Below are 16149 nucleotides of genomic sequence, written 5' to 3' on the forward strand. Positions count from 1 at the left end.
GCGGTGGCTGGGACGCCGTCGCCCGCATCTGACAGGATTCCGGCATGGCCGAATATCTCGTCCTCGCTCTGGTCCTGCTCGGTGTGCTGATCGCCGGCACAGTAGGGCTGGTCGTGCCGCGCCTGCGGCGGCGGCCCGAGCCCCCACTGCCGCACACCGAGGTCGACACCAGGGCCGAGGAAGATCTCGCCGGCCCGCCGGTCGAGGCACCGGAGTCCGAACTGTCCACCGGCGTCCTGGTCGAGCCGCCGCCGGTCATCGAGGCGCCCGCACCGGTGGAGGTGCCCGAGCCGACCGCCGGGCGGCTGGTCCGGCTCCGCTCGCGACTGTCCCGCTCGCAGAACGTCTTCGGCAAGGGCCTGCTCGGCCTGCTCGCCCGCGACCACCTCGACGAGGACGTCTGGGAGGAGATCGAGGACAGCCTGATCACCGCCGACGTCGGTGTCGACGCCACCCGCGACATCGTCGACCGGCTTCGTGAACGCACCCGGGTGCTCGGCACCCGCTCGGCCTCAGAGCTGCGGGCACTGCTCGCCGCCGAGCTGGTCAACGCGCTCGACCCGAGCCTGGACCGCTCGTTGCGGACCGCCCCGAAGGACGGCGTGCCGGCGGTGGTCCTCGTCGTCGGCGTCAACGGCGCCGGCAAGACCACCACCTGCGGCAAGATCGCCCGAGTGCTGGTCGCCGACGGCCGTACCGTGCTGCTCGGCGCCGCGGACACCTTCCGCGCCGCCGCCGCCGACCAGCTGGAGACCTGGGGCTCGCGCGTCGGCGCGGAGACCGTCCGGGGGCCCGAGGCCGCCGACCCGGCCAGCGTCGCCTTCGATGCGGTCAAGCGCGGCATCGACACCGGCGTGGACACCGTGCTCATCGACACCGCCGGCCGCCTGCAGAACAAGGTCGGCCTGATGGACGAGCTGGGCAAGGTCAAGCGCGTGGTGGAGAAGCAGGGCCCGATCGACGAGACACTGCTCATCCTGGACGCCACCACCGGCCAGAACGGCCTGGAGCAGGCCCGGGTCTTCACCGAGGTGGTCAACGTGACCGGCGTGGTGCTGACCAAGCTCGACGGCACCGCCAAGGGCGGCATCGTGATCGCCGTGCAGCGCAAGCTCGGCATCCCCGTGAAGCTGGTCGGCCTCGGTGAAGGCAAGGACGACCTGGCCCCGTTCGACCCGGCGCAGTTCGTCGACGCGTTGCTGGGGACCGAGGCCACCGGACGGGACGCGTAGTCTCGGGTGTCCAGTGACAACCGCGCATACGCGGGCTGGCGTGAGCCCGGCCACCCCTCGCAGCGCCTCGGGAGACCGTACGTGACTTCGCAGGAGATCCCGCTGCACGGCGGCAACGTGAGCACCGTCGTCCGCGTCGGTGACACGGTCCGCCGCAACGCCGGGCCGTGGACACCGTCCGTGCACGCCCTGCTGCGCCACCTGGAGTACGTGGGCTTCACCGGCGCACCCCGGGCGCTCGGCATGGACGAGCGCAACCGCGAGGTGCTGTCGTACCTGGAGGGGGAGTGCGGGGAATACCCGCTCGCCCCGCACTGGGTGACCGACGAGGCGCTGGTCACCGTCGCCACCATGCTGCGGATGTTCCACGACGCGCAGTACGGCTTCACTCCGCAGCCGGGGGCGGTCTGGCGCTCGTTCGGCCCCCCGCCGCCCGACACCGAGGTTATCTGTCACCACGACGCCGCGCCGCACAACGTGATCTGGCGGCCGGACGGCACCCTCGGGTTGATCGACTTCGACCTCGCCTCACCCGGCGCGCGGATCTACGACGTGGCGTACGCGGCCTGGACCTGGGTGCCGATCTTCGCGGACCGTGACTCGATCACGCTCGGTTGGAAGCACCCGGACCGGCCGCGCCGGCTCCGGCTCTTCGCCGACGCGTACGGGCTGATCCCTCGGGACCGGCACCGGCTGATCCGGACCATCCGTAAGCGGATCGTGGACCACGTCGAGGGCATCCGCCGGATGGCCGCCGCCGGTGAGCCGGCGTTCGTCCGGATCGTGCACAAGGGCCACCTGCGCCGACCGATGCGCGATCTGCGGCTGCTCGACTACGAGCGGCACGCACTGGAGAACGCCCTCCGCTGACCGTCGGCCGGTCGATGCTCGGTCGGTCCCGTCAAGCGGACCGGTCGATGGGACTGGCCGGTCAGCCATCGACGTCCGCCGTCCGAACGATCCACCATTGTCCATGCCGCTGACTGTGCGGACTTCGTGACACGTACGAAACAACCCGTCACGAAACGGAAACCCGCCCGGGACCCTGGGTGAAACAGCCGGCCGCGAAGCTTCCGCGCAACCGGCCTACGGGCGACGCTGCCCCGGAAAGCCGCGAAGGAGGAATTCACCCTTTAGGAGGCCAGCGTGCCTGAAGCACCGACGATCGACGGCGCCAACACCACGTGGCTGCTGGTTTCGACCGCGCTCGTGCTGCTCATGACCCCCGGACTGGCGCTGTTCTACGGCGGCCTCAACCGGGCCAAGGGCGTACTCAACATGATGATGATGAGCTTCTCCGCTATCGGGCTCATCTCTATTCTGTGGTGGTTCTACGGATTCAGCGTCGCCTTCGGGACCGACGTGAACGGCTTCTGGGGCGACCCGGGCGCGTACCTCGGCACCAAGACGTTCCTCGCCGAGACCGACCTGTGGGGTGCCACGGCGGAGAACCCCAGCGGCATCGGGGTCCCGCTCTACGTGTTCATGGCCTTCCAGATGGTCTTCGCGGTGATCACCGTCGCGTTGATCAGCGGCGCCATCGCCGACCGGGCCAAGTTCGCCGGCTGGCTGCTGTTCGCCTTCGGCTGGGCCACCCTGGTCTACTTCCCGGTCGCCCACTGGGTGTGGGGCGGCGGCATCATCGGCGCCGACATCCACGCCCTGGACTTCGCCGGTGGCACCGCGGTGCACATCAACGCCGGTGCGGCGGCCCTGGCCGTGGCTCTGGTGCTCGGCAAGCGGCTCGGTTGGCCGCGTGAGGGCATGAAGCCGCACAACATCCCGCTGGTCGCGCTCGGTGCGGGTCTGCTGTGGTTCGGCTGGTTCGGGTTCAACGCCGGCTCCGAGCTGACCGTCGACTCGGTCGCCGGCCTCGCCTTCATCAACACCCAGCTCGCCACGGCGGCGGCGGTGCTCGGCTGGATCGCTGTCGAGTGGGTCAAGACCCGTAAGCCGACGATGGTGGGCGCCTCGTCCGGTGCCGTCGCCGGCCTGGTCGCCATCACCCCGGCCTGCGGTTTCATCGCCCCGTGGGCGGCCGTCCTGCTCGGCATCGTCGCCGGTGCGGTGTGCGCGCTCGCCGTCAGCCTCAAGTACAAGCTCGGCTACGACGACTCGCTCGACGTGGTGGGCGTGCACTTCGTCGGTGGTTGGATCGGCTCGCTCTGGCTCGGTCTCTTCGCCACCAACTCGGTCAACGCCGCGATCAGCGACGTGGTGGGTGCCTCCGACGGCCTCTTCTACGGCGGCGGCGCGACCCAGCTCGGGCGGCAGGCCCTCGCCGGCCTGATCGTCACCGTCTGGTCGTTCGGCATCGCCTGGGTGCTGGCCTTCGTCATCGAGAAGACGATCGGCTTCCGGGTCAAGGGTGAGGACGAGGTCGAGGGCATCGACATCGCCGAGCACGCCGAGAGCAGCTACGACCTGTCCCCGGCCGGTGGCGGCACGGGCAGCGCGTTCGCGATGGCCGGCATCGGCACCCCCGGTGGCGGCACGAGTGGTGCCAAGCCGCCGGCGGAGCCCGCCGAGACGGTCAGCGAAAAGGTCGCCGGTTAACGTTCCTGGGATGGAGGGGTTGGACATGAAGCTGGTGACCGCGGTCATCAAGCCGTACCAACTGGACGCGGTGAAGGAGGCCCTGCACGCCCTCGGGGTGGCCGGGCTGACCGTCAGCGAGGTTCAGGGGTACGGACGGCAGAAGGGGCACACCGAGGTCTACCGGGGTGCCGAGTACACGGTCGAGTTCCTGCCCAAGATCCGGGTGGAGGTGCTCACCGACGAGATCGACGTGGACAAGGTGGTGGACGCCATCGTCGGGGCGGCCCGCACGGGCAAGATCGGTGACGGCAAGGTCTGGGTCACCGGTGTCGAAGAGGTCGTCCGGGTGCGTACCGGCGAACGCGGCCTAGACGCCCTCTGACCGCGGCCACGACTGACATGACCTCGTTGATCAAGAAGAATGCGTCAGGACACGCCGGTGACGGTGACGCGAACCTCTTGATCAACGAGGTCGTCGGCGTTCCAGGGGGGATCGGGGAGCCCGCCCGGCTGGGGCGGGCGAGCGCTTACGACACCTTTCTGCGGGGGCTGCTGCCTTCGCGGGAGGGGGTCGCGCTGATCGCCGTCGGGGGGTTGGGGCGGCGGCAGTGCGCCCCGTACGGCGATCTCGACCTGGTTCTGCTGCACGCCGGGGTGCCCGGCACCGACGAGTTGGCCGCCTCGGTCTGGTACCCGATCTGGGACGCCGGCCTGCGGCTCGACCACTCGGTACGCACCGTCTCCGAAGCACTCTCGGTGGCCCAGGACGACGTCAAGGTCGCCCTCGGGCTGCTCGACGCCCGGCTGGTGGCGGGCGACCAGACGTTGGCCGAGGCGCTGATCCGCACCGCCGCCGACCATTGGCGGCGCACCGCCGTCCGGCACCTACCCGGCCTGCGGGCGGTCACCGAAGCACGCTGGCAGGCCCACGGCGAGCTGGCCTTCCTGCTGGAGGGCGACCTGAAGGAGGCCGCCGGCGGTCTGCGCGACGTGGGGCTCCTGCGAGCGATCTCCGCCGCCGGCATCACCGACGCGCTGCGCCCCGCCGTACGCGCCGCACACCTGCGCCTGCTCGACACCCGGGACGCCCTGCACCAGCAGGTCGGCCGCCGGGTCGACCGGCTGGTCGCCCAGGAACGAGACGGTGTGGCCGCACTCCTCGCGCTGGAGGACGGCGACGCCCTCCTACGCCGGGTCGCCGGTGACGCCCGCACTGTCAGCCACGCCCTGGACGACGCGTTCCGCGCCGCCGACCGGCTGCGCTCCGGCCGGTCCCGAGGGGCCGGCGCTCGCCCCGCGCGCCGCCCGGTGGCCCGCGACGTGGTCGAGCACGACGGCGAGCTCGTGCTGGCCCGTACGGCGATCGGGGCTCGCCCCGACCCGAGCCTCTCGCTGCGGGTGGCCGCCGCGGCGGCCACGACCCGACTCCCGATCGCCCGGGCCACCTGCGAATGGCTCGCGGCGTACTGCCCGCCACTGCCCGCGCCCTGGCCGGCTGATGCCCGGGCCGCGCTGACCACCCTTCTCGGCGCCGGTCCCGGCCTGGTGCCCGCCTGGGAAACCTGCGACCGGTACGGACTGGTCGACAACTGGCTGCCCGAGTGGACCCGGCTGCGCAGTCTGCCGCAGCACAACCCGGTGCACCGCTACACCCTCGACCGGCACCTGGTGCAGACCGCTCACGAGGCCAGCCGGCACGCCCGCGAGGTGGAGCGGCCCGACCTGCTGCTCCTCGGCGCCCTCCTGCACGACATCGGCAAGGGACTCCCCGGTGATCACAGCACCGTCGGGGTGCCCGTCGCCCAGGCGGCGGCGACCCGGATCGGTCTGCCCCCCACCGAGGTCGAGCTGATCGGCACGCTGGTCCGGTTGCACCTGCTGCTGCCCGACGTGGCCACCCGCCGTGATCTGGCCGACCCGGTCACCATCGCCTCGGTGGCCGAGTCGGTGGGGGACACCGGCACCCTCGACCTGTTGCACGCGCTGGTCCGCGCCGACGCGGCGGCGACCGGGCCGGCGGCCTGGTCGGACTGGAAGGGCCGACTCGTCGCCGAACTGGTCGGTCGGGTCCGCACCGCACTGGACACCGGCGTACTGCCCGAACCGCCCACCCCGGACCCGGCGCTGCTGGCCGGGCCCCTGCCGGTCGTCCACCTGACCGGCGACCGGGTGTCGGTCGCCGCGGCCGACCGACGGGGCCTGCTCGCCACGGTTGCCGGATGCCTGGCGCTGCACCGGCTGGAAGTGATCTCCGCGGATGCCTCCGTGGTCGACGGCCGCGCCCTGGTCGAGTGCCGGGTCCAACCCCGCTACGGTCTCCCGCCCGACCCGGTCCCGCTCCGCGCCGACCTGCGTCGGGCGGTCGGCGGCGACGTGTCGGTCACCCAGCGGCTGCGGGGTCGGGCGCTCGCCGCCCGCGGCGGTGGGGCTGCTCCCCGGGTCGTCTGGCACCGAGAGGCGGCCACCAACGCCGTGCTGCTGGAGTTGCGCGCCGCCGACGCCGCCGGGTTGCTCTACCGGGTCGCCTGCGCGCTCGACGAGGCGGGTGCCCTGGTCCGCGCGGCCCGCATCTCCACTCTCGGCGCCGACGTGGTGGACGCCTTCTACCTGGTCGGCGGCTGGCCGGACGACGCCACCCGGGCCCGCCTGGAGGCGGCCGTCCTCGCCGCCGTCTGACCTACGGCGACACCGTCGGCGGTTGCTGTCCGGTGGCGGGTACGTCGAGGTGCGTAGCCGCGGTGCCGCTCGTGGACGCACGTCAGGTGGCCTCGGCGCGGGCAGAATGACGGCCATGCGAGGCAGCGGGCGGTGGCGGTGGCCGGAGGTGGCGGCAGACGCCGCGCTGGCTCTGGTGCTGCTCGGTTTCGGGCTGCTCGCCACCGGTCTGGCCGGGGACAACCAGCCGGGGTCGAGGCCGGTGGACGCCGCCAGTCGGGTGCTGATCGCGGTCGCCGCGCTCGCTCTGCTGTTCCGCAGGCGCGCCCCGATCGCCACCCTCGCCGTGGTCACCGTGGCCACGTCGACGTACCTGGTGTTCGGCTACCCGTACGGGCCGATCCTGGTCGCGTTCCTCATCGCGGTGTACACCGTGGCGGTGCGACTGCCGGTGCGCCCGGCGGCGCTCGCCCTTGGTGGCGCGTTCGTCCTGTTGTTGGCGCACGTCTTCTGGTCCGAGGGTCCGGCGCCCGGCTGGGCCGGAGTGCTGCCCGCGTCGGCGTGGGTGGTCGTACCGTTCGCCGTGGGGGTCGTGGTGCGGGTCAACCGCGAGACGGCCGCGCGCAGCCGGGCCGAGGCGGCCCGAGATCGCGCCGAACAGGCCCGGCGGCAGGCCGACGAGGAGCGACTGCGCATCGCGCAGGAGGTGCATGACGTGGTGGGGCACGGGCTTGCCGCGATCAGCATGCAGGCGGAGATCGCCCTGCACCTCCTGCCGAAACGGCCCGAGCAGGCGGAGACCGCGCTGACCGCGATCAGCCGGACCAGCCGGGAGGCGCTGGACGAGCTTCGGGTCACCCTCGGTGCGGTGCGGCAGGGCGCCGAGCGAGGGCCGGTGCCCGGTCTGGCCCGGCTCCCGGCGCTGCGCGACCGGCTCGCCGGGGCCGGACTCGCCGTCGACCTGCGCGTGACCGGCGACGCTCGGGACCTGCCGGCGGCGCTGGACCTGACCGCGTACCGGGTGGTGCAGGAGGCGTTGACCAACGTGCTGCGTCACGCGGGGGTGGCCAACGCGCAGGTGCGGGTGGACTACCGCGCCGACGAGGTGACCGTCGAGGTCACCGACGAGGGCACCGGCGTGCGGCGAGTCGGGACGGACCCGGTCGACGACGAGAGTGGGCACGGTCTGGCCGGGATGCGGGAGAGGGTCGCGGCGTTGGGCGGGCGGTTGGCCGCCGGGCCGCGCCCCGACGGCGGGTTCCGGGTGTACGCCCGGCTGCCCGTGGGGCCCACCACGTGATCCGGGTGCTGGTCGCCGACGACCAGGACCTGGTCCGGCTCGGTCTGCGCGCGCTGGTGGAGAGCGAGGACGACCTGGCGCTCGCCGGTGAGGCGGCCGACGGGTTGCAGGCGGTGGAGCTGGCGCGCCGGGTTCGGCCGGACGTGGTGCTGATGGACATCCGGATGCCCGGTATCGACGGCATCGAGGCGACCCGGCGGATCGTCGCGGACCCCGACCTGACCGGTACGCGGGTGGTGGTGCTGACCACCTTCGAGCTGGACGAGTACGTCTTCGACGCGCTGCGGCACGGCGCGAGCGGGTTCCTCACCAAGGACACCCGACCGGCCGAACTGCTGCGCGCGATCCGGCTCGTCGCCGAGGGGGAGGCCCTGCTGTCCCCGTCGGTGACCCGTCGGGTGGTGCGCGAGTTCGCCACCCGACCGTCGCGGGTGCTTCGTCCGCACCCCCGGCTGAGCGCGCTGACCGATCGCGAGCGCCAGGTCGTCGGTCTGGTCGGGGAGGGCCTGAACAACGAGGAGATCGCCGCCCGGTTGGTGGTCAGCCCCGCGACCGCGCGGACCCACGTCAGCCGGGCGATGGGCAAGCTGGGAGCCCGGGACCGGGCCCAGCTCGTCGTGTTCGCGTACCAGTCGGGGTTGGTGTCGGGGTGAGGCCCGGGCCGGGCGACAGCGGCCTTGCGGCGGGGCGGTTACCCTAGCGGTGGCCGGACTCCGCAGTGCCGGCCGCGTTGTGCCCGCCGGAACACTGACAAACGGGATGTTCGCGTGTTTGACACCTTGAGTGACCGCCTGTCCGGGATCTTCACCAAGCTCCGCGGCAAGGGCCGGCTCACCGACGCCGACATCGACGCCACCGCGCGCGAGATCCGCCTCGCGCTGCTGGAGGCGGACGTCGCGCTGCCGGTGGTCAAGGGCTTCATCGCTGCCGTCAAGGAGCGGGCCCGCAGCTCCGAGGTCTCCCAGGCGCTGAACCCGGCACAGCAGATCATCAAGATCGTCAACGAAGAGTTGATCACCGTGCTCGGCGGCGAGGGCCGGCGGCTCCAGTTCGCCAAGCAGCCGCCGACCGTGATCATGCTGGCCGGTCTCCAGGGTTCCGGTAAGACCACCCTGGCCGGCAAGCTGGCCCGCTGGCTCAAGGGCCAGGGGCACCAGCCGCTGCTCGTCGCCGCCGACCTCCAGCGCCCCAACGCCGTCGGGCAGCTCCAGGTGCTCGGTGGCCGGGCCGGTGTCGAGGTGTACGCCCCGGAGCCCGGCAACGGCACCGGCGACCCGGTGCAGGTGGCGCGCGCCTCGATCGAGCACGCGAAGCGGGCTGCCCGCGACATCGTCATCGTCGACACCGCCGGCCGCCTCGGCATCGACGCCGAGATGATGCAGCAGGCCGCCGACATTCGCGACGCGGTCCAGCCGGACGAGGTCATCTTCGTCATCGACGCGATGGTCGGTCAGGACGCCGTCCGCACCGCCGAGGCGTTCCGCGACGGCGTCGGCATCACCGGTGTGGTGCTCTCCAAGCTCGACGGCGACGCTCGCGGTGGTGCCGCGCTGTCGGTGCGCGAGGTCACCGGGCAGCCGATCCTGTTCGCGTCCACCGGTGAAAAGTTGGAGGACTTCGACGTCTTCCACCCCGACCGGATGGCCAGCCGGATCCTCGGCATGGGCGACGTCCTCACTCTGATCGAGCAGGCCGAGCAGGCCTTCGACTCCGATCAGAAGGAGAAGATGACCGCCAAGCTGATGGGCGGCGAGCAGTTCACCCTGGAGGACTTCCTCGACCAGCTCATCGCGGTCCGGCGGATGGGCCCGATCGCCAACGTGCTGGCCATGATGCCGGGCATGGGGCAGATGAAGGACCAGCTCGCCGATCTAGACGACACCCACTTCGACCGGGTCACCGCGATCATCCGGTCGATGACCCCGGGCGAGCGGACCAACCCGAAGATCATCAACGGCTCCCGCCGAGCGCGTATCGCCAACGGCTCCGGGGTCACCGTGATGGACGTCAACCAGCTGCTCAACCGCTTCACCGACGCGCAGAAGATGATGAAGCAGATGGGCGGCATGATGGGCCTGCCCGGCGGTGGCCGGCGCAAGGCGACCAAGTCGCCGAAGAACAAGCGCAAGGGCACCAAGGGTGGCGGTCGGCCGCGTACGGGAGCGGGTGCCGGAGCCGGGATGCCCGGAGGCTTCCCGGGTGGCATGCCGCAGCTCCCGCCGGGGATGGACCCGAACGACCTCGCCGGTGGCCAGGGCCTTCCGCCCGGCTTCAAGCTTCCGAAGATCGACTTCAACAAGCTCGGCAAGGGCGACAACCGCCCCCGCTGACGTCCGTGCCGGTCGAGGGCGACCTGCTCGCCCCCGACCGGGCGTGATCGGGTAGGACTGTGCGCATGGCTCTTCACGTGCGCGGTGTGCTGCTCCCCGATGACGAGGTCCGGGATCTCTGGGTGGTCGGGGAGCGGGTGACCTTCACCCCGGTGCCCGGTGCGGAGACGGTCGTCGACGGCGGCTTCGTCCTGCCGGGGCTGGTCGACGCGCACTGCCACATCGGCATCGCCCGAGGTGGCGCCCCGATCACCTCACTCGACCAGGCCCGCAAGTTGGCCCACGTCGACCGGGACGCCGGCGTGTTGGCGATCCGCGACGCCGGGTCGCCGTACCCGTACCCCGAACTCGACGACGAGCCGGACCTGCCGCGGCTGGCCCGCGCCGGCCGGCACGTCGCGCCGCCGAAGCGCTACCTGCGGGACATCGGTGTGGAGGTCGACGCGGCCGACGTGGCCGCGACGGTGGCCGCCCAGGCGCGGGCCGGCAACGGCTGGGTCAAGCTGGTCGGCGACTGGATCGACCGGGGCGTGGGTGACCTCGCGCCGGCCTGGGACGCGGACACCCTCACCGCGGCCGTCCAGGCCGCCCACGACGCCGGGGTACGCGCCGCGGTGCACACCTTCTCCGAGTCGGCGGTCGAGATCATGGTGCGGGCCGGGGTGGACTCCGTGGAGCACGGCACCGGCCTCAGCCTCGACCTGATCGACGAGATGGCCCGGCGGGGCACCGCGCTGATCCCCACAATGATCAACATCGCCACCTTCGGCGGCATCGCCGAGCAGGCGCGGGGCAAGTTCCCCGGGTACGCGGAGCACATGCTCGCGCTGCGCGACGGTTTCCCCGAGGTGGTGCGTGCCGCGTACGAGGCGGGGGTGCCGATCTACGTGGGCACCGACGCCGGTGGGGGCATCGACCACGGACTCGCCGCCGAGGAGATGCTGCTGCTGCACGAGCAGGCCGGCATGGCGCCCATCGACGTACTCGCCGCCGCCTCCTGGGGCGCCCGACAGTGGCTGGGCTTCCCCGGCCTGGTCGAGGGTGGCCTCGCCGACCTGACCGTCTACCCCGAAGACCCCCGCCGCGACCTGCGCGTCGTTCGCGCCCCCTCCCGCACGATCCTGCGCGGCCAAGTGGTGCGCTGACCCCGCGCCGCGCCGCGCCGCGCCGCGCCGCGCCGCGCCGCCCCGCGCCGCCCCGCCCCGCCCCGCGCCGCCCCGCGCCGCCCCGCGCCGCGCCGCGGAGTCGTGTTTCCGCCGCAAGATCGCGCTCGATCCTGGATGTAGTGGGGTCCTCCAACGCCGAGGCCACTACATCCTGGATCGAGCGCGATCTTGGGCGCGGCGCCGGGATCGGAGCCCGGCCAGGGAGGAAGATCCGCGCAACATCGGGGATGTTGCTGCCTCCCGCGCACCGGAGGCAGCAACATCCGGGAAGTTGCGCGGGCGCGCCGCCGCTCGGCGGTGCGGGTGCGGGTGCGGGTGCGGGGGAGTGCCGGGTGCGGGTGCGGCGCACGGCGGTGCAAGGGCGGGTGCCGGCGCGGCGGGTGGGTCAGGGGGTTGGGCGGATGGCGGCGCTGAAGAGGCGTAAGGCCAGGTCGGCGAGGGCCGTGGCGGTCTGGTCGATCGGCGAGCGGGGGAGCACGATGTGGCTCACCACCAACCTGACGATCGTGTCGGCGGCGAAGGCCAACGCAGCCTGGTCCGCTCCGGGAAGGTGGTCGCCAGCCCACTCGATGAGCGCCCCGGACGCCTCGGTGAGCACCACCTCGGCCCGCGTGGTGAGGTACGGAAGCAGCTCGTCCGAGCCACCTCGGGCGCTGGTCAGGATGGCCTTGACCAGCGGGTTGTCGGCGGCCGTGGCGAGGGTGTGCGCGATCGCGGCGTACGCGCCGGTCCGTACGTCGGATCCGTGCGCGAGCAGGGCGGCACGGACGTCGCCGACGAAGCGGTCCACCTCGCGGCGGGCGAGCGCCTCGGCCAGCCCGGCCTTGCTGCCGAACTCGTTGTAGACGGTCTGCCGGCTCACTCCCGCCGTGGTGGCCACGCCGCCCATCCGGACCGCGTCCCACCCGGCGGCGATGGTCCGCGCGCGGGCGGCGTCCACGATCGTGTCCCGCAGCCGCTGACGCGGGGAGTCCGTCGTTGCAGTCATGATGGTCGAATTCTAGAGCCGCGCGGCTCGCCCGCCCAGCGCGCCTGGCCCGCCCGCCGAAGGTGCGCCGTCGCGCCGCCCACCGGCCGCCGTCGCGCCGCCCACCGGCGTCACCACCGACGCCGCGAGCGTGCACAACCGCCACCAGAAGGGGCTGCGACACGGCGCTGCGGCTCCCGGGCGCGGTGTCCCCCCGCCTGACGCATAGGATGTGCGGTCATGGCACGCGTGCTCACTCCCCGTGCGGAGGATTTCCCCCGCTGGTACCAAGACCTGATCGCCAAGGCAAAGCTGGCCGACAACGGCCCGGTTCGCGGCACCATGGTCATCCGACCGGCCGGCTACGCCATCTGGGAGCGTATGCAGGCCGAGATGGACGCCCGGATCAAGGCGGCGGGTGCGGAGAACGCGTACTTCCCGCTCTTCATCCCGGAGAGCTACCTCAAGCGTGAGGCCCAGCACGTCGAGGGCTTCTCGCCGGAGCTCGCCGTGGTCACCCACGGTGGTGGCAAGCCGCTCGCCGAGCCGGTGGTGGTGCGCCCCACCAGCGAGACGGTGATCGGCGAGTTCATGGCCAAGTGGATCGACTCGTACCGGGACCTGCCGCTGCTGCTCAACCAGTGGGCGAACGTGGTCCGGTGGGAGCTGCGCCCGCGCATCTTCCTGCGTACCAGCGAGTTCCTCTGGCAGGAGGGGCACACCGCGCACGCCACCCGCGAGGACGCCAGGGCGTACGCGCGGAAGATCCTGCACGAGGCGTACGAGGACCTGATGGTCAACGTCATCGGCATTCCGGTGGTGGTGGGCCTGAAGACGGCCCGTGAGCGGTTCGCCGGCGCGACGGCCACGTACACCTGTGAAGGCATGATGGGTGACGGCAAGGCGCTGCAGTTGGGCACCAGCCACGAGCTGGGTCAGAACTTCGCCAAGGCGTTCGACATCAGCTACTCCTCCAAGGAGGGCGGCCGGGAGCACGCCTGGACCACCTCCTGGGGCACGTCCACCCGGATGCTGGGTGGCCTGATCATGGCGCACGGCGACGACAACGGTCTGCGCGTGCCGCCGAGGCTGGCGCCGATCCAGGCGTACGTCATGATCGTCAAGGACGGCGAGGGCGTCGCCGAGGCGGCGGCCAAGCTGCGCGACGGCCTGCGTGACGCCGGTGTCCGGGTCGCGCTCGACGACCGGACCGACACCGCCTTCGGCCGCCGGGCCGTCGACGCCGAGCTGCGTGGCTATCCGGTACGCGTCGAGGTCGGCCCCCGGGACCTGGCCGTGGGCAACGCGACGGTGGTGCGCCGCACCGACGGCTCGAAGTCCCCGACGCCGGTGGCCGACGTGGTCGCAGCGGTGCTGGCCGCGCTGGAGACGGACCAGCAGGTGCTGCACGACCAGGCGTTGGCCAACCGCGAGTCGCGCACGGTGGAGGTCGCCACGCTGGCTGAGGCGATCGAGGCCGCCGCGAACGGCTGGGCCCGGGTGCCGTGGTCGGCGGTCGGCGTGGCCGGCGAGGCCGAGGCGAACGGTCAGGGCGTCACGGTGCGCTGCCTGCTGCGCGCCGACGGCTCGGTACCGGACTCCGAGGACGAGCCCGACCTGGTCGCCATCCTCGCCCGCGCCTACTGAGGTGTAGGGACGCCTGGTCCGGCGCGATGGGCATCCTTCTCCACGCCGGCGGCAGAGGAAGAACAACCCAGAGGCGGGTGCGGTGCGCTTCGAGCCAGGTCGGCTGATCATGCATCGGAACGTGCGGCACGGTCGGATCGGGTGGGTCCGGCCGGGCCGCGTGGTCAGCGACGACGACCGGGGTCTGCTGGTGTGGATCGCCCGGGACTCCCCGGTGGCCCACGAGGTGACCGAGGCCGGGCTGGGGATGCGGGCGATGCCGTTCGCCCAGTGGATCTCGTCGTCGTACCGGATGGCGCACGGGCGCTGGAACGGGCCGCCGCTGCTGAAGTTCCTGCCCACCGGGGCGGCGCACTCCGTCTGGTGGTTCCGCGACGCGCAGGGCCGGTTCGCCAACTGGTACGTCAACCTGGAGGAACCCGGTGTCCGCTGGGACGACGGTCCGGTGGCCGGTGTCGACGTGGTGGACCAGGACCTGGACGTGGTGGTGCGACCGGACCTCAGCTGGGACTGGAAGGACGAGGACGAGTTCGTCGAGCGGCTCGCCTTCGGCGACGACTACTGGGTGACCGACGAGAAGGCGGTCCGCGCCGAGGGGGAGCGGGTGATCGCGCTCGCCGCGGCCGGCGAGTTCCCGTTCGACGGCACCTGGTGCGACTTCACGCCCCCGTCAGACTGGGACGTACCGGATGAACTTCCGCCGGGATGGGACCGTCCGCCGGTGCGCTGAGAGGTGTCCCGCGTCACCGGTGACGCGGTGTCCGGGTCCGATGCGTGCGATCGGCATCGGATCTGGCAGAATGGGTCGCTGGTATCCGGCGCGCGTCCGGCGCCCTCTAACCCGGGCACGTCGCTAGTCCACCGAGTAGTCTCCGGCCCAACCCCACGGGTCCGGTCGGCGCTCACCCATGCACACCGCCCGCACGGGCCGGTGAGATCGCAACAGGAGCGAAACAACTGTGGCCGTAAAGATCCGGCTCCTGCGGATGGGCAAGATCCGCAACCCGCAGTACCGCATCGTCATCGCCGACTCGCGCACCAAGCGTGACGGTCGGGCGATCGAGTTCGTCGGGGTTTACCAGCCGAAGGAAGACCCTTCGATCATCGAGGTCAAGTCGGAGCGGGTCCAGTACTGGCTGTCCGTCGGCGCTCAGCCGAGCGAGGCGGTTCAGCGGCTGCTGGAGCTGACCGGTGACTGGCAGAAGTACAAGGGCCTGCCGGCCCCGCCGCCGCTTCTGGTCGCCCCCGAGCGGGCCGACCGCAAGGCTGCGTACGAAGCTGAGGCGAAGGCCGCCGCCGGGCTCGCCCCGGAGACGCCGGCCAAGCCGGCCAAGAAGGCCGCCAAGACCGCTGAGGCTCCGGCCGAGGCGCCCAAGGCTGAGGCTCCGAAGACCGAGGCTCCGGCCGAGGCTCCGAAGGCTGAGGCTCCGGCCGCCGCTGCCGACGCCGGTGAGCAGGCCTGACATGCCTCTGCGTCCGGCGTTGGAGCACCTGGTCAAGGGCATCGTCGACCACCCGGACGACGTCCGGGTGCGGATGGTCGATTCCCGTCGGGGCAAGCGGCTCGAAGTCCGCGTGCACCCCGAGGACCTCGGCACGGTGATCGGGCGGTCCGGCCGGACCGCCAAGGCGCTGCGCCAGGTGATCGGCTCCATCGGCGGGCGCGGGGTACGCGTCGACATCGTCGACTCGTACTGATGCAGCTCGTCGTTGGCAGGATCGGCAAGCCGCACGGTGTCCGCGGTGAGGTCACCGTGGAAGTGCGGACCGACGAGCCCGAAGCACGGTTCGCCCCCGGCGCAGTGCTGCGCACTGAGCCGGGGGCGACGCCCCCGACCACAGCCCCGCGCAGCACCGTGCTGCGCACTGAGCCGGGGGCGACACCCCCGTCGCCCGACACGGCGGACGAGCCCGGCGTTCCGTTCCGGGTTCCGGCGGAGCTGACCATCGAGGAAGCCCGCTTCCACCAGGGCCGGGTGCTGATCGCGTTCGCTGGAATCCCGGACCGCAACACCGCCGAGGCGCTGCGCGGCACCCTGCTCGTGGTGGACAGCGCCGATGTGACCCCGCCGGACGACCCGGAGGAGTTCCACGACCACCAGCTCGTCGGGCTGGCCGTGGTCACCCCGACCGGTGAGCGGTTGGGCGAGGTTGCCCGCATCGACCACGCGCCCTCCTCGGATCTGCTGGTGCTGCGGCGCCCCGAGGGGCGTACCGCGTTGATCCCGTTCGTCCGGGCGATCGTCCCGGAGGTCGACCTGGCCGGTGGACGTGTGATCGTCGACCCGCCGGCCGGACTGCTCGACCTCTAGGA

15 protein-coding genes are annotated in these 16149 nt (G+C 72.2%); 14 read left to right on the forward strand and 1 reads right to left on the reverse strand.

Annotation, left to right across the window (positions count from 1 at the left end; translation table 11 throughout):
- Positions 1-44: 44 nt before the first annotated feature.
- The 9 genes from ftsY to HNR22_RS25920 all read left to right on the forward strand — a co-directional run bounded on the left by ftsY (position 45) and on the right by HNR22_RS25920 (position 11200).
- Positions 45-1232 (forward strand): signal recognition particle-docking protein FtsY, encoded by a 1188-nt coding sequence (gene ftsY / locus HNR22_RS25880; RefSeq protein ID WP_088946610.1) that lies wholly within the window; start codon positions 45-47, stop codon positions 1230-1232.
- 6 nt (positions 1233-1238) lie between these two features.
- On the forward strand, positions 1239-2102 hold the full coding sequence (locus tag HNR22_RS25885; protein WP_179782531.1) for an aminoglycoside phosphotransferase family protein: 864 nt from the start codon (positions 1239-1241) through the stop codon (positions 2100-2102).
- A gap of 276 nt (positions 2103-2378) precedes the next feature.
- Positions 2379-3788: an ammonium transporter gene (locus tag HNR22_RS25890; RefSeq protein ID WP_088946612.1), complete on the forward strand. Its 1410-nt coding sequence runs from the start codon at positions 2379-2381 to the stop codon at positions 3786-3788.
- Between the two features lie 25 nt (positions 3789-3813).
- Positions 3814-4152, forward strand: a complete 339-nt coding sequence (locus HNR22_RS25895) for a P-II family nitrogen regulator (RefSeq protein ID WP_172862163.1) — start codon at positions 3814-3816, stop codon at positions 4150-4152.
- A 17-nt stretch (positions 4153-4169) separates the two neighbouring features.
- Positions 4170-6446: a [protein-PII] uridylyltransferase gene (locus HNR22_RS25900; protein ID WP_179782532.1), complete on the forward strand. Its 2277-nt coding sequence runs from the start codon at positions 4170-4172 to the stop codon at positions 6444-6446.
- Between the two features lie 115 nt (positions 6447-6561).
- Positions 6562-7725, forward strand: a complete 1164-nt coding sequence (locus HNR22_RS25905; RefSeq protein ID WP_246381006.1) for a sensor histidine kinase — start codon at positions 6562-6564, stop codon at positions 7723-7725.
- A complete protein-coding gene (locus HNR22_RS25910) occupies positions 7722-8378 on the forward strand; it encodes a response regulator (RefSeq protein ID WP_179782534.1) in 657 nt (218 codons plus the stop codon). The genes HNR22_RS25905 and HNR22_RS25910 overlap by 4 nt, the downstream gene beginning before the upstream one ends.
- Before the next feature lie 114 nt (positions 8379-8492).
- On the forward strand, positions 8493-10055 hold the full coding sequence (gene ffh / locus HNR22_RS25915; RefSeq protein WP_179782535.1) for a signal recognition particle protein: 1563 nt from the start codon (positions 8493-8495) through the stop codon (positions 10053-10055).
- Between the two features lie 65 nt (positions 10056-10120).
- The gene (locus HNR22_RS25920) at positions 10121-11200 is read left to right on the forward strand and encodes an amidohydrolase family protein (protein WP_179782536.1); all 1080 of its coding nucleotides are present in this window, start codon (positions 10121-10123) and stop codon (positions 11198-11200) included.
- A 406-nt stretch (positions 11201-11606) separates the two neighbouring features.
- Here HNR22_RS25920 and HNR22_RS25925 read toward each other — a convergent pair whose 3' ends face one another.
- The gene (locus tag HNR22_RS25925; protein ID WP_179782537.1) at positions 11607-12209 is read right to left on the reverse strand and encodes a TetR/AcrR family transcriptional regulator; all 603 of its coding nucleotides are present in this window, start codon (positions 12207-12209) and stop codon (positions 11607-11609) included.
- Positions 12210-12428: 219 nt separating this feature from the next.
- On the opposite strand from HNR22_RS25925, the gene proS reads away from it, so the two are divergent.
- The 5 genes from proS to rimM all read left to right on the forward strand — a co-directional run bounded on the left by proS (position 12429) and on the right by rimM (position 16147).
- Complete coding sequence (proS, locus tag HNR22_RS25930) at positions 12429-13835, forward strand: proline--tRNA ligase (protein WP_179782538.1); 1407 nt, start codon at positions 12429-12431, stop codon at positions 13833-13835.
- Between the two features lie 82 nt (positions 13836-13917).
- Complete coding sequence (locus HNR22_RS25935) at positions 13918-14565, forward strand: DUF402 domain-containing protein (protein ID WP_179782539.1); 648 nt, start codon at positions 13918-13920, stop codon at positions 14563-14565.
- A gap of 229 nt (positions 14566-14794) precedes the next feature.
- A complete protein-coding gene (gene rpsP / locus HNR22_RS25940; RefSeq protein WP_179782540.1) occupies positions 14795-15298 on the forward strand; it encodes a 30S ribosomal protein S16 in 504 nt (167 codons plus the stop codon).
- Positions 15273-15533: an RNA-binding protein gene (locus tag HNR22_RS25945; RefSeq protein WP_172862164.1), complete on the forward strand. Its 261-nt coding sequence runs from the start codon at positions 15273-15275 to the stop codon at positions 15531-15533. Before rpsP ends, HNR22_RS25945 begins: the two co-directional genes overlap by 26 nt.
- Positions 15533-16147 carry a ribosome maturation factor RimM gene (gene rimM, locus HNR22_RS25950; RefSeq protein WP_179782541.1) on the forward strand — a complete coding sequence of 205 codons (615 nt, stop codon included), beginning with the start codon at positions 15533-15535 and terminating at the stop codon, positions 16145-16147. The genes HNR22_RS25945 and rimM overlap by 1 nt, the downstream gene beginning before the upstream one ends.
- Positions 16148-16149: the final 2 nt, after the last annotated feature.

Origin of the sequence: Micromonospora jinlongensis (assembly GCF_013410645.1) — a bacterium.
GTDB classification, from domain to species: Bacteria; Actinomycetota; Actinomycetes; order Mycobacteriales; family Micromonosporaceae; genus Micromonospora; species Micromonospora zamorensis.

Coding starts and splice junctions, on each gene's coding strand:
- ftsY (WP_088946610.1), top strand. CDS start 45: ATGGCCGAATATCTCGTCCTCGCTCTGGTCCTGCTCGGTGTGCTGATC.
- HNR22_RS25895 (WP_172862163.1), top strand. CDS start 3,814: ATGAAGCTGGTGACCGCGGTCATCAAGCCGTACCAACTGGACGCGGTG.
- HNR22_RS25900 (WP_179782532.1), top strand. CDS start 4,170: ATGACCTCGTTGATCAAGAAGAATGCGTCAGGACACGCCGGTGACGGT.
- HNR22_RS25905 (WP_246381006.1), top strand. CDS start 6,562: ATGCGAGGCAGCGGGCGGTGGCGGTGGCCGGAGGTGGCGGCAGACGCC.
- HNR22_RS25920 (WP_179782536.1), top strand. CDS start 10,121: ATGGCTCTTCACGTGCGCGGTGTGCTGCTCCCCGATGACGAGGTCCGG.
- HNR22_RS25925 (WP_179782537.1), bottom strand. CDS start 12,209: ATGACTGCAACGACGGACTCCCCGCGTCAGCGGCTGCGGGACACGATC.
- proS (WP_179782538.1), top strand. CDS start 12,429: ATGGCACGCGTGCTCACTCCCCGTGCGGAGGATTTCCCCCGCTGGTAC.
- rimM (WP_179782541.1), top strand. CDS start 15,533: ATGCAGCTCGTCGTTGGCAGGATCGGCAAGCCGCACGGTGTCCGCGGT.